At 65.8% G+C, this 12827-nt stretch carries 14 protein-coding genes; 6 read left to right on the top strand and 8 right to left on the bottom strand.

The features are described from left to right. Nucleotides 1-60 precede the first annotated feature (60 nt). Nucleotides 61-804, bottom strand: coding sequence for a 2,3-diphosphoglycerate-dependent phosphoglycerate mutase (gpmA, locus tag C8C98_RS13555; protein ID WP_121454710.1), 744 nt, complete (start codon nt 802-804; stop codon nt 61-63). A gap of 72 nt (nt 805-876) precedes the next feature. Here gpmA and C8C98_RS13550 point away from each other — a divergent pair, with 72 nt between their 5' ends. The 4 genes from C8C98_RS13550 to C8C98_RS13535 all read left to right on the top strand — a co-directional run bounded on the left by C8C98_RS13550 (nt 877) and on the right by C8C98_RS13535 (nt 3287). After that, nucleotides 877-1284 carry a rhodanese-like domain-containing protein gene (locus tag C8C98_RS13550; protein ID WP_121454709.1) on the top strand — a complete coding sequence of 136 codons (408 nt, stop codon included), beginning with the start codon at nt 877-879 and terminating at the stop codon, nt 1282-1284. A 27-nt stretch (nt 1285-1311) separates the two neighbouring features. Next, nucleotides 1312-1572 carry a glutaredoxin 3 gene (gene grxC / locus C8C98_RS13545; protein ID WP_099658253.1) on the top strand — a complete coding sequence of 87 codons (261 nt, stop codon included), beginning with the start codon at nt 1312-1314 and terminating at the stop codon, nt 1570-1572. A 137-nt stretch (nt 1573-1709) separates the two neighbouring features. Beyond that, nucleotides 1710-2162: a protein-export chaperone SecB gene (gene secB, locus C8C98_RS13540; RefSeq protein ID WP_121454708.1), complete on the top strand. Its 453-nt coding sequence runs from the start codon at nt 1710-1712 to the stop codon at nt 2160-2162. A 114-nt stretch (nt 2163-2276) separates the two neighbouring features. After that, nucleotides 2277-3287: an NAD(P)H-dependent glycerol-3-phosphate dehydrogenase gene (locus C8C98_RS13535; protein WP_121454707.1), complete on the top strand. Its 1011-nt coding sequence runs from the start codon at nt 2277-2279 to the stop codon at nt 3285-3287. 69 nt (nt 3288-3356) lie between these two features. Here C8C98_RS13535 and lysA read toward each other — a convergent pair whose 3' ends face one another. Beyond that, nucleotides 3357-4610, bottom strand: a complete 1254-nt coding sequence (gene lysA, locus C8C98_RS13530; RefSeq protein ID WP_121454706.1) for a diaminopimelate decarboxylase — start codon at nt 4608-4610, stop codon at nt 3357-3359. A 160-nt stretch (nt 4611-4770) separates the two neighbouring features. On the opposite strand from lysA, the gene C8C98_RS13525 reads away from it, so the two are divergent. Further along, complete coding sequence (locus C8C98_RS13525; protein ID WP_121454705.1) at nt 4771-5742, top strand: LysR family transcriptional regulator; 972 nt, start codon at nt 4771-4773, stop codon at nt 5740-5742. Nucleotides 5743-5976: 234 nt separating this feature from the next. Here the strand turns inward: C8C98_RS13525 and C8C98_RS13520 are convergent, their stop codons facing one another. The 6 genes from C8C98_RS13520 to C8C98_RS13495 form a co-directional block, all read right to left on the bottom strand. Then, nucleotides 5977-6336, bottom strand: a complete 360-nt coding sequence (locus C8C98_RS13520) for an RNA-binding protein (protein WP_121454704.1) — start codon at nt 6334-6336, stop codon at nt 5977-5979. Between the two features lie 113 nt (nt 6337-6449). Then, a complete protein-coding gene (locus C8C98_RS13515; protein WP_199173484.1) occupies nt 6450-6689 on the bottom strand; it encodes a hypothetical protein in 240 nt (79 codons plus the stop codon). A 273-nt stretch (nt 6690-6962) separates the two neighbouring features. Beyond that, nucleotides 6963-7463, bottom strand: a complete 501-nt coding sequence (coaD, locus tag C8C98_RS13510; RefSeq protein ID WP_121454703.1) for a pantetheine-phosphate adenylyltransferase — start codon at nt 7461-7463, stop codon at nt 6963-6965. 215 nt (nt 7464-7678) lie between these two features. Then, nucleotides 7679-8374 carry a 16S rRNA (guanine(966)-N(2))-methyltransferase RsmD gene (gene rsmD, locus C8C98_RS13505; RefSeq protein WP_121454702.1) on the bottom strand — a complete coding sequence of 232 codons (696 nt, stop codon included), beginning with the start codon at nt 8372-8374 and terminating at the stop codon, nt 7679-7681. Then, entirely contained in the window at nt 8371-9732 is a 1362-nt protein-coding gene (locus tag C8C98_RS13500) for a pitrilysin family protein (RefSeq protein ID WP_121454701.1), read from the bottom strand. The genes rsmD and C8C98_RS13500 overlap by 4 nt, the downstream gene beginning before the upstream one ends. Before the next feature lie 22 nt (nt 9733-9754). Beyond that, nucleotides 9755-11251 carry a pitrilysin family protein gene (locus C8C98_RS13495; protein ID WP_121454700.1) on the bottom strand — a complete coding sequence of 499 codons (1497 nt, stop codon included), beginning with the start codon at nt 11249-11251 and terminating at the stop codon, nt 9755-9757. Nucleotides 11252-11492: 241 nt separating this feature from the next. Between C8C98_RS13495 and ftsY the strand changes: the two genes are divergently transcribed. Then, nucleotides 11493-12803, top strand: coding sequence for a signal recognition particle-docking protein FtsY (gene ftsY, locus C8C98_RS13485; protein WP_233574687.1), 1311 nt, complete (start codon nt 11493-11495; stop codon nt 12801-12803). Nucleotides 12804-12827: the final 24 nt, after the last annotated feature.

The raw sequence follows: 12827 nt of genomic DNA, 5'->3' as shown, positions 1-12827 counted from the left end.
CCGCGCGGGCGCTCACTTTGGCAGGATCTGGAGGGATTTTCCCGCAGATTTACAGCGTCTTTACGCTTTGCCTTGCGAAGCCACGGCTGCAGCAGCCTTGGCCGCAGCTTCTGCGTCGCCCAGATAGTAGTGGCGGATAGGCTTGAGGTTGTCGTCCAGCTCGTAAACCAGTGGGATACCGTTGGGAATATTCAGGCCCACGATGTCACCATCAGAGATGTTGTCCAGGTACTTGACCAGGGCGCGGATGGAATTGCCGTGCGCAGCCACCACCACACGCTGGCCTGCGCGAATGGCGGGCGCCATGGTGTCGTTCCAAAACGGCAGCACGCGGGCCACGGTGTCCTTGAGGCACTCGGTCAGCGGGATTTGCTCGGGGCTGAGCTGGCTGTAGCGGATGTCGCTGCGCTCGCTGCGGGGGTCGGTGGCTTCCAGCGCTGGCGGGGGAGTGTCGTAGCTGCGGCGCCACACCAGCACCTGCTCGTCGCCATATTGCTTGGCCATGTCGGCCTTGTTCAGGCCCTGCAGGGCGCCATAGTGGCGCTCGTTCAGGCGCCAGCTGTGCACCACGGGCAGCCAGGTGCGGTCCATCTCGTCCAGGGTATGCCACAGGGTGCGTGTGGCGCGCTTGAGCACGCTGGTGTAGGCCACATCAAACTCGTACCCCTCGGCCTTGAGCAGGCGGCCGGCGTTCTTGGCCTGGTCCACGCCCGTGGGGGTCAGGTCCACGTCGGTCCAGCCGGTGAAGCGGTTTTCAAGGTTCCAGGTGGATTCGCCGTGGCGGATCAGAACGAGTTTGTGCATGGTTTCCCTAGAAAGAGCGGGTCAAAACCTTACATTCTAAAATTGCTCTGTTTGCCAACCCAAGGAATCTCCGTGAAATTCTTCATCGACAACTGGTATTTGCTCGTCGTAGCCCTCGCATCGGGCAGCATGCTGCTGTGGCCCACACTGCGCAGCGCAGGCGTCGGCTCGCTTTCCCCGGCCCAGGCCGTGCAACTCATCAACCGGGAAAAAGCCGTCGTGATCGACGTGTGTGAAGCCGAGGAATTTGCTGCAGGCCACGTGGGTGGTGCCAAAAACGTGCCCCTGGGCCAGCTCGAAGAGCGCCTGCCCAGCCTCGTCAAAAACAAAAGCCTGCCCGTGGTGCTGGTGTGCGCCTCTGGCGCCCGCGCCAACCGCGCCGTGGCTGTGGCCAAGAAGTTGGGCTACGAAAAAGCCGAAGCACTGGCTGGCGGCCTGAAAGCCTGGCGCGATGCCAGCATGCCCGTCGAAAAAGCCTGAACGCCCCCTTTACTGCAGGAGAGCCCCATGCAACCCGTCAAGATGTACACCACCGCCGTTTGCCCTTACTGCATTCGCGCCAAGCAGATTCTCAAGTCCAAAGGCGTGGAGCAGATTGAGGAAATCCGCATCGACATGGACCCCGAAGCCCGCAACCACATGATGGAAATCACTGGCCGACGCACCGTGCCTCAAATCTTCATTGGCACCACCCATGTGGGCGGCCACGACGATCTGGTGGCACTGGACGGACGTGGGGGCTTGATGCCGCTGCTGGGCGCTGCCTGATTCTGGCAACCCCACCTACGGGCGCTGCATAATGCAGCCCCATGTGCCCGCTGCGGGAGCTGATCCCCGGCGGGTTTTGTTTTGCAAGCAACTCTGTGTTTAAGCAAACGTAAATCGTAAGTAGAGAGACTTTGACCATGGCCGATCAAGACACCCCCGTTTTCCAGATCCAGCGCGTTTACCTGAAGGACCTGTCGCTCGAGCAGCCCAATTCCCCCGCCATCCTGCTCGAACAAGAGCAACCCAGCGTGGACATCCAACTGGGCGTGGAAGCCGCTCCTGTGGCCGATGGCATCTACGAAATCTGCGTCACGGCCACCGTGCAGACCAAGATCAAGGACAAGACCGTGTTCCTGGTCGAAGCCAAGCAAGCGGGCATCTTTGAAGTGCGCAACATCCCTGAAGACCAAATGGGCGCCATCATGGGCATCGCTTGCCCCCAGATCGTGTACCCCTACCTGCGCGGCAACGTGGCCGACCTGATCAACCGCGCTGGCTTCCCGCCCGTGCACCTGGCCGAAATCAACTTCCAGGCCATGTACGAGCAGCAACAGCAAGCCGCAGCGGCCGACACCGCCGTGGCCCAGTAAGCCACTGCCATCGCTGCATTGGCACCCCATTTGCGATTCGTTTTGCAAATTGGATTTGCAGACCAACAAGGGGCCTTCGGGCCCCTTTTGCTTGATACAAGGGCGTAAGCAGCTATGAAAATCGTAGTACTCGGCGCAGGTGCCTGGGGCACTGCCGTGGCACTGAGCGCAGCGCAGCACCCTGCGGGCCACCAGGTCACGCTGTGGGCCCGCAGCGGGCCGCAGGCCGCCAGCATGCAGGCACTGCATGAAAACCGCCACTACCTGCCCGGCATTGCCTTGCCCCCCTCTTTGCAACTGATCAGTGGCGACGCCCTGGCCGCCTGCACGCAGGCGGACCTCATCATCGTAGCCACCCCCATGGCCGCCCTGCGCGGCATGCTCACGCAATTGCAAGGCTGTGCCGCCCCCGTGGCGTGGCTGTGCAAAGGGTTTGAAGCGGCCCACGGCACGCCCTTGGCCGCAGGCCTGCTGGCGCACGAGGTATGCGCCCAGGTGGCACCTGCACTGCGCGCTGGCGTGCTCAGCGGCCCCAGCTTTGCGCTGGAGGTGGCCCGCAACCAGCCCACCGCGCTGGTCGCCGCCAGCGAGCACGCTGCCGTGCGCGACACGCTGGTGGCCGCCTTCCACAGCCCCAGTGTGCGGGTGTATGCCAACGAAGACATCGTGGGCGTGGAGGTCGGCGGTGCGGTGAAGAACGTGCTGGCCATCGCCACTGGCCTGTGCGATGGGCTGCAACTGGGCCTGAACGCCCGCGCCGCCCTCATCACACGGGGCCTGGCCGAGATGACCCGGCTGGGCGTGGCCCTGGGCGCGCGGCCCGAGACCTTCATGGGCCTGTCTGGCATGGGCGACCTGGTGCTCACGGCCACCGGCGACCTTTCGCGCAACCGGCGCGTGGGCCTGCTGCTGGCCGAGGGCCAAACGCTGCAGCAGGCCGTCGAATCCCTGGGCCATGTGGCCGAGGGTGTCTATTGCGCCCGCACCGTAGCGCAGCGTGCCGCAGGCTTGGGGGTGGACATGCCCATCACGCAGGCCGTGGTGGCGCTGCTGGACGGGGGCATGACCCCAGCCCAGGCCGTGGCACGGCTGATGGGGCGCGGCCCGGCCTCAGAGCAGGTCTAAAAAAACCGCGCCCAGTCACGAAAACAAAAAAAGGGGGCTGCCAAGGCCCCCTTTTTTCTGCCGAGGCAGTTACAGCCCCAACTCCAGCGCCAGCAGCTCGTCCACCGTCTGGCGGCGGCGGATCAGGCGGTGCTCAGCGCCGTCCACCAGCACCTCGGCAATCAGCGGACGGGTGTTGTAGTTGGAGGACATAGACGCGCCATAAGCCCCCGTGTCGTGCAACACCACCAAGTCGCCCACCTGCGCGGCAGGCAGGTCGCGCGGCAGCACCACGCCACCGTCGCCTTGGGTGAACACATCGCCCGACTCGCACAGCGGGCCCGCCACTACGGTGGGCTGGCTGGCGCCCTGGCTGCCATCGCGGCGCAGCACGCTCATGGCGTGGAAGCTGCCGTACATGGAGGGGCGCATCAACTCGTTGAAGCCGGTATCGACCAGCACAAAGTGGTTGTTGCCCGCATTCTTGGTGGCGCGCACCTCGCCCAGCAGCACGCCCGATTCGGCCACCAGGAAGCGACCGGGTTCAATCTCCAGCCCCAGCGGGTGGCCCATGATGGCCTCGGCCTGCTGGCGTGCGGTGTTCCACAGGCCGTAGTAGTGCTGGGTGTCGATGACCGGCTCGCCCGCGCGGTAGGGGATGGACAGGCCGCCACCGGCGGAGATAGCGTGCAGGTCATGCCCGGCTGCGTGCGCGGTGCGCACCAGCTCCACCATGGCACCGCACACCTCGGCCAGGTGGCCATAGTCCACGCCCGAGCCAATGTGCATGTGCAGGCCCGCCAGCGTCAGGCCCTGCTCGCGAATGGTCTGCAGCGCCAGCGGCAAATCGGTGTGCCAAATGCCGTGCTTGCTGTGCTCGCCGCCCGTGTTGGTCTTGTTGCTGTGGCCGTGGCCAAAGCCGGGGTTGATGCGCAGCCACACCGCGTGGCCCTTGGAGCGGGGCCCCAGCTGGCGCAGCATGTCGATGGAGCCTGCATTGACGGGCACGCCATGCTCGACCACGCAGTCGAGCGTGGTGGCGTCGAACAGATCGGCGGTGAACACGATCTCAGAGGGCCCTTCCACGCCTTTACCGGCCTTGAAGCCCGCCGCCAGCGCCCGCAAGATTTCGCCGCGCGAAACGGCGTCCACCTTCACGCCCTGCTCACGCATGAGCTGAAGGATGTGGATGTTGGAACAGGCCTTTTGCGCAAAGCGCACCGTGTCGAAGTTGGACACCTGCGCAATGCGCTGGCGGATGGTGGCCGCGTCATACACCCACAGCGGGGTGCCAAACTGGTCGGCCAGGGACCACAACTGGGCGGGGGTAAAGGGGTTGGACATGCAGGGCTCCAGGAATGCCGATCCACGGCAAGGAAAACGAACAACAAAAGACACCATGGCCCGCCGATAAGGTGAGCAGCCTGCGCATCATGCCGTGGCGCACCCATCCAGTCCAATGGCAATTTATTCACAGTCAATCCATTTTGGATATGCTTTGAACATGGCCACCCACCCCGCCCTAGACACCAGCCCTGCCCGCAGCGCCCTCATCACCCACCGGCACATCGAAGTGTTTCGCGCCGTGATGACGGCCAGCAGCGTGACCCATGCCGCCGCCCTGCTCAGCAGCTCGCAGCCCACCGTCAGCCGCGAGCTGGCACGGCTGGAGCAGTTGCTGGGCTACCCGCTGTTTGAGCGACTGCAGGGCCGCCTGCGGCCCAACGCCCGCGCACTGGCGCTGTGGGACGAGGTGCAACGCTCGTGGCAGGGGCTGGAGCGCGTGGTGGAGCGGGGTGTGGCCCTGGGCCAGTCGCACGAGGCGCAACTGTCGGTGCTGTGCCTGCCCGCCCTCGCCCACGCCCTGCTGCCCGGTGCCATTGCCCGGCTGCTGCAGGCGCAGCCCCAGCTGCGCGTGTCGATCACCCCGCAAGAATCGCCGCTGCTGGAGGAATGGATAAGCGCCCAGCGCTTTGACCTGGGCCTGAGCGAGCAAGCCGCCACGCCCCCCGGCGTGCAGGCCGTGCCGCTTATGACGCTGGACGAAGTGGCCGTGCTGCCCGCCGGGCACGCCCTGGCAAACCAAGCCGTGCTGGGCTTGCAGGACTTTGCAGGCCAGCCGTTTGTGAGCCTGTCTACCGACGACCCTTACCGCCGCCAAATCGACGAACGCTTTGCCCAAGCGGGCGTAGCGCGCCAGTTGCACTTGCAAACCCACAGCGCCGTGGCTGTGTGCGCCATGGTGCAGCAGGGCCTGGGGCTGGCCATCGTCAACCCGCTCACAGCCTTGGCCATGGCGGGGCCCGGGCTGGCGGTGCGCAGGTTGGCGTTTTCGGTGCCGTTCAGCGTCAATGCCTTGCTGCCGCTGTACCGCACTGCGTTGCCCGAAACCCAGCCACTGGTGCAGTCCTTGCAGGCGCAGGCCCAGGAGGCCACCCATCGGCTGCACAGCTTGCTGGACAGCCCTGCTACCTGAAGGCTCTGAAATCCCAAACAAAAAGTAGCTCTATCGCTTATAAATAAAGCGCGAACAGCTATATTTTCAATAGCAAATCCACCCCATTTCGCATGCCTGTGCACAGTGCGGTTCACCCCCCAGCGAAGCTGCCCTGGACAGGCGGGCTTGGCGGGCACTGCAACTAATAAGAACGAAAAAAAACCGGCCCCAGGGCCGGTTTTTTGCTGAAAGCGCAGGCGCGGGCCTAGGCTATCAATAGCGACCGCCGCCGTAGCCGCCGTTGCCATAGCCCACATCCGAGCGCTTGTTCGCGCCGTATTCGGCTGCGTTGTAACCGCCAGCACCGCCGGCGCCGCCACCGGCTTCGCGCGGGCGGGCCAGGTTCACGACAATCGAGCGCCCATCCACGGACATGCCGTGCAGCGCGGAAATGGCCGCCTGCGCGACTTCTGCCGAAGCCATTTCAACGAAGCCAAAACCCTTGGAGCGGCCGGTTTCGCGGTCCATCATGACCTTGGCGGAAGAGACTCCGCCGAACTCGGCAAAGTTGCTTTGCAGGCTGGCATCGGTCACGGAATAAGGCAGGTTGCCCACATAAATTTTGGTGCTCATGGAGAAGTCTTTCTGGTGAGGGGCACGCAGTGAATGGCGCGCAGGGATAAAACGGTGTGCGGACCCGGAAGCCCGTCGCGATGGCAAAGGCTGGTCTGCAGCGAACGGGTGGGTCAGCAAACGGGCGGGTGAGGCATGCACGCTTGCAACCAGCCCTGGGTCACTGCAAACAACCGGGCGGCTTCGGGCGACGCAAAAGCTTTGTCAAAGCGGAACACGCGGCAGTAGCTGCCGTTGCCTTGAGACCGGTGGACCGAGAAGGAGGCGCGAAAGCGGCCACAGTCGGTCGGGTGTGTCGCGGGCGAAACGACGTACTTGCCCATGGAAATGGCTGTCTTGGAAATCTGGTGCATTCAGGGGAAACGCAAGCCCGGACCGGGTTGCGTGAGCTTCAAGGGAACGCAGTTGGCGGTAGCTCTACCGTGCAACTGGGCGACAAGGGTCGCAAAAGGCGGCCAGCACGCTCTGGTGAAAAACCGCCGCGCTAGCGTCGCAAAGACTGCGCGGTTTGCCACGCTATGTCGATACAACGGCGCCCAGTATATGGGCAAACACATAAAAAGACCAAACAATATTCTTCGCGGTTTTATAAAACCACATTTGGCACTTGGTTTCGAGGCAGCCCCTCAACCCGCCACCATCCCCCGCACCTTCGCGGCCAGCCGCTCTTGCACGGCGGGCGACACAAACTTGTCCACCTCGCCACCCAGCACCGCAATCTCGCGCACGAAGGTGCTGCTGATGAACTGGTACTTGTCGCTGGGGGTGAGGAAGACGGTTTCCACCTGCGGCATCAGGCTGCGGTTCATGCCTGCGAGCTGGAACTCGTAGTCAAAGTCGGTCACAGCGCGCAGGCCGCGCACCATGGCCTTGCCGCCGCGCGCCACCACAAAGTCGCGCAGCAGGCCCGAGAAGCTCTCGACCTGCACCTGCGGGTATTGGCGCGTGGCCTCGCGGACCATCTCGATGCGCTCTTCCAGGCTGAACAGGGTTTTTTTGTGGTGCCCTGCAGCCACAGCCACGATGACCTGGCCAAACAGCTGGGTGGCTCTGCGCACCACGTCTTCATGGCCCAGGGTGATGGGGTCAAAGGTTCCGGGGTAAACGGCGAGGACGTTGTGGGCCATGGCGGGCTGTCTCCTGTGCTGACGGAATAGTCATTGGCCCTGTGCCGGGCCGCGTGGGCGCATTATGCAGAGTGCACTGCAACATGGACGGCGGCGGCCCGCCCAGGCCACTTGGCAATTCATATAAAAATAGCTGCCAGCGCTTCATAGATAAGCGCTGGCAGCTATCAACTCAATAGCAACTCAAAAGAAACCCAATCGCAAATCAAGCGCAATTACAGCGCCACGGTGCGGCGCAGCAGGTGCGCATGCACCGCACCGGCCTTGAGGTGGCGGTGCACGGCCAGGCCCCAGGCGGCCAGTTCGTCGTCGGCCCAGGCGCGGGGGGCTTCCAGGTACACAAAGCCCTGGGCGGCCACGGCTTGGGCGGCGGCTTGCAGGGCGGGGGCGAAGAGGTCGCTGTCAAAGGGCGGATCGAGCAGCACCAAGTCCAGGCTGCCCGGCGCGGCTTGCTTGAGGGCGGACACGCCGTCGCCACGCTGCACGCGCATGGCGGTGGCCTGCAGGCGCTGCTGCAGGGTGTGCAGCTGGGCTACCAGGGCGGCGTCGCTTTCCACCAGTTGCACGCTGGCGGCCCCGCGCGAGGCGGCTTCAAACCCCAGCGCGCCGGTGCCTGCAAAGGCGTCCAGGCAGCGCCAGCCGCTCAGGTCCTGGCCCAGCCAGTTGAAGAGGGTTTCGCGCACGCGGTCGGGCGTGGGGCGCAGGCCGGGGCGCTGGGCCACAGGCAGGCGGGTGCGCTTCCAGGCCCCGCCGATGATGCGCACTTCGCCCGCGCCTTTGGGGGCGGCAGCGGCAGCCTTGTCTTTGGCTACGCCTTTTTTGCCCGCCGGGGCGGCGGGCGCTGCGGCAGCGGCCTGGGCCTTGCGGATTTCGGCGTTGATGGCGGTGGTTTTCAGGGTGGAGCGGCTCATGGCTTGCCCCCCACCACCACGGTGACCATGCGCTCGGGCTGCAGCTTTTTGGCCATGGCCGTGCGCACATCCGCCACGGTGAGGGCCTCCACCTTTTGCGTCCAGTGGTCCAAATAGTCGAGCGGCAGGCCGTTCCAGGCGATATTGGCCACGTTGCCCAGCAGCTTTTTGTTGCTGTCGATGCGCAGCGCAAAGCCGCCGATCAGGTTGTCCTTGGCGGCGCGCAGCTCGGCCTCGGTGGGGCCTTCGGCCACAAAGCGCTGCACCACATCGCGCGCCACCTTCACGGCCTGGGCGGCCTGGTCGGGCCGGGTTTGCAGGCCGATGGTGAAGGCGCCAGCATGCAGGCCACCCGCAAAGTAGCTGTAGACGCTGTAGCTCAGGCCGCGCTTTTCGCGCACTTCTTCGGTCAGGCGCGAGACAAAGCCACCGCCGCCCAGGATGTGGTTGCCCACCAGCAGGGCCAGGAAGTCCGGGTCGCGGCGCGGAAAACCAGGCTGACCAATGAGCACGTGGGCCTGCGCCGAGGCGAAGGGGATGGCCTGCTCGGCGGCGGCCTTCAGGGGCTCGACCTCCGGCACCGCAGGCAGGGGCGTACATTCGGCACCCGTGGCAGGCAGGCGGGCGAGCAGCTTGGTCACCAGCTCTTGCGCTTGGCTGCGGCTGACGGCACCCACGATGCTCACGCGGGCGCGGCAGGCAGCCACGGTTTGCGCGTGGAAGGCCTGCAGGTCTTGCACGCTGATGCGGGCCAGCGTTTCAGGCGTGGTGCGCAGGCCGTAGGGGTGGCTGCCGTACACGGCGGTGGCAAATGCTTCGCCTGCCACGTTGGCGGGGCGGGTGGCGGCCTCGCGCAGGCTGGCAGACCAGCGGGCGCGGTCGCGGGCCCAGATGTCAGCGGGCCAGCTGGGCTCGGCCAGTTGGCGGGCAGCCAGGCGGGCGGCGCGGTCGAGCAGCGGTGCGTCCGTCAGGGAGCGCAGCGAGTAGCGCAGCGCGTCGTTGTCGGCCCCGGCTTCAAAGCCAGCGCCCAGGTCGGCCCAGGCCTCGCCCAGGGCGTTTTCGTCCAGTGCAGTTTCGCCGCCCTGCCCTTCTTTGCCGCCCTTGACACCCTTGGCCGCCATCAGCGCTACGGCGCTGGCCAGGCCGGATTTTTCCGCCGGGTCGCGACGGCTGCCTGCGTCAAAGTCAATTTGCACGTCCACCATGGGGATGACGGGGCTTTCGACCAGCCAGACCTTGGCGCCGCTGGGCTCCGTCCAGTGTTGGATGGGCAGCAGCGCCCAGGCAGGTGCAGCATAAAAAACAACGCTAGCGCACACCAGACAAGCGCTGGAAGCTACTTTTTTGATAGCAATCATCTAGAAATTTCCAAGGCAGATTTCAGTGGCGGGCCGCACCAGCGGGCAAGGCGGGGCGTGGGCGGGTGCCCTCCAGGGGCTGGGGCAGCAGGGTGGCCACCGTGAGCTGGTCGTCGCCAAAATACTTGGCAGCCACGGCTTTGACCTCCTCGGGGGTGATGGTGCGCAGCAGCGTGAGCAGCCGCTCTTCCGCATCGAGTGGGAAGCCCTGCACCCAGTTGCCGCCCAACTCCTGCGCCTGGTTGTGCACCGAGTCGCGCTCGTACACCGTGGAGGCAATCCATTGCGTCTTGACACGGGCCAGCTCGGCCTCGCTCACGCCGTCCCGGGCCACGCGGGCCACTTCGGCGCGCAGGGCTTCTTCGACCTGCTGGGCGGTTTTGCCCGCAGCGGGCACGCCGGTGAGCATGAACAGCGACGGCCCCCGGCCTGTGACCATGGCCGAGCTGCCTGCGTTGTCGGCCACGGGCTGCTCGCCCTGGCTCAGGGCGCGCTCCAGCCGTGCGCCGTCGTAGCCGCTGAACACGGCGGACAGCACCAGCAGGGCCAGGGCATCGCGATCAGTGGCCTGCAAGTCCTGCACGCGCGTCAGCGATGGCACCTTGTAGGCCAGCGCCACATAGGCTTGCTCTGCCGGGGCCTTCACGGCCACGCGGCGCAGGCCCTGCTGCACGGGTTCGGTGCGGGGCTTGCGCTCAGGCACAGCGTGCGCGGGCAAGCTGCCATAGTACTTTTCGGCCAGGGCGCGCACCTTGTCCACGTCCACATCACCGGCCACCACCACCACGGCATTGGCGGGCGTGTACCACTGGCGGTAGAAGGCGCGCGCGTCGTTCGGCGTCATGGCGTCCAGGTCGCTCATCCAGCCCACGATGGGGCGGCGGTAGGGCGAGGCGTTGAAGGCGGTGGCAAAGAGCTGCTCGGCCAGCATGGCGCGGGGCTGGTCTTCGGTGCGCAGGCGGCGCTCTTCCTTCACGACTTCCAGCTCTTTCTTGAATTCCTCGTCGGGCCAGTGCATGTTGGCAAAACGGTCGGACTCCAGCCGCATCACGTCTTCGAGCCGCTGGGCCGGGATTTGCTGGTAGTAGCCGGTGTAGTCGCGGCTGGTGAAAGCGTTCTCACGCCCGCCCAGCGCGGCCACGCGGCGCGAAAAATCGCCTGGGGGCACGGTTTTGGAGCCCTTGAACATCATGTGCTCCAGCACATGGGCCACGCCCGAGGTGCCGTCCACCTCGTCCATCGAGCCCACACGCACCCACACCATGTGCACGGCCGTGGGCGCGCGGTGGTCAGGCTGCACGATGAGCTGCATGCCATTGGCCAGCGTGAACAGCTGGGCCCCGGCCGCGTTAGTGGCCTGGGCGACCTTGGCATGTGGGCCAGAGGCCCCTGCCGCTCGCCCCGCAAAGGGCGCAGCCACAGGGGCTGCAGAGGAATCCAAACCCGCAGCCATCACGTGGGTGACGGCTGTGGCACTGAGGCAGGCCAGAAGGCCCAGTAGGGTGAAAGCGCGTTTCATAGAATGCAGTGATTCTAAGAACCCGCCAATGTTCAGTTTTTTCAAGAAAAAGCCCACCCCCTCGCCCGCGACGCCTGATGCCCCGGCACCAGCCCCCGCGCCTGTCGCCACGCCTGAGGCTGCAGCCAGCCCCGCACCTTCGGCGCCCCATGCCCCCGATACGCCCGCGCCAACGGCGCCCGCCCCCGCTGCAGCCCCTGGCTTTGGCTGGCTGCGCAACCCGTTTGCGGCCAAACCGCCGATGCCCCCCCCCGCGCCAGCCACCGCAGCGGCGCCAACACCAACCCCCACGCCAGCGCCTGCCAGCGCCCCTGTAGCCGCACAGCCACCGACTGCGGCACCGGAGACTGTTGCACCAGTGACTGCTGCGCCGGTGGCCGCATCCCCTGATGCCGCCCCCCCCGCCGTGCCTGTGGCGGCCTATGCCCCGGCAGCGCCCGTGCAAGCCGCCCCGCCAGCATCCCCAGCCCCGGCGTTGAAGGCACAACCCCCCGTAACGCAAGCAGCGCACGCAACGCAGACAGCGCCCGTTGCAACGCCGTTTGCGCCAGCGGCAAAAGCACCGCAGGCACCCGTGGTGCACAGCCCACCCGCTGCTGCGCCAGCCGTGGCCTCCGCTCCCGCAGCCCCAGCGCCAGCCCCCGTAGCGGCAGAGCGCAAGGGCTGGCTCGATCGCCTCAAAGCGGGCCTGCGCAAAACGGGCTCCAGCATCGCCACCGTATTCACCGGCACGCAAATCGACGATGCCCTTTACGAAGAGCTGGAAGAGGCCCTGCTGATGGCCGACACCGGCGTCAAGGCCACCCAGCACCTGCTGGACGACCTCAAGCGCCGCGTGAAGGAGACCAAGACCACAGACCCCGCCGCCGTCAAAGGGCTGCTGGCCGATGCCCTGGCAGAGCTGCTGCGCCCCCTGGAAAAGGCCTTGGTGATTGGCGAGCACACCCCCACCGTCATCATGGTGGCGGGCGTCAATGGCGCGGGCAAAACCACCTCCATCGGTAAGCTGACCAAGCACCTGGCCAACGAAGGCGCCAGCGTGCTGCTGGCCGCCGCCGACACCTTCCGCGCTGCTGCGCGCGAACAACTGGGCGTGTGGGCCGACCGGAACACCGTGGAAATCGTGAGCCAGGAAGGCGGCGACCCCGCCGCCGTGAGCTTTGACGCCGTGACGGCAGGCAAGGCCCGGGGCAAAGACGTGGTGCTGGTGGACACCGCAGGCCGCCTGCCCACGCAGTTGCACCTGATGGAAGAGCTCAAAAAGATCAAACGCGTGGTCACCAAGGCCGACGGCACCGCCCCGCACGAGGTGCTGCTGGTGATTGACGGCAACACGGGCCAGAACGCGTTGGCGCAAGTGCGCTCGTTTGACGATGCGCTGCAACTGACCGGGCTGATCGTGACCAAACTGGACGGCACCGCCAAGGGCGGCGTGCTGGCCGCCATTGCGCAAGAGCGCCCCATCCCCGTGTATTTCATCGGCGTGGGCGAGAAGCTGGAAGACCTGGAGACCTTCAACGCGCGCGAGTTTGCGCAAGCGCTACTGTCCTAATCCCTTCCCCCCATTCAGGGTGCC

The organism is Acidovorax sp. 106, assembly GCF_003663825.1.
Lineage (GTDB): Bacteria > Pseudomonadota > Gammaproteobacteria > Burkholderiales > Burkholderiaceae_C > Acidovorax.
The sequence above is the reverse complement of the archived record's forward strand: the minus strand, read 5'-3'. Positions and strand labels throughout refer to the sequence as shown.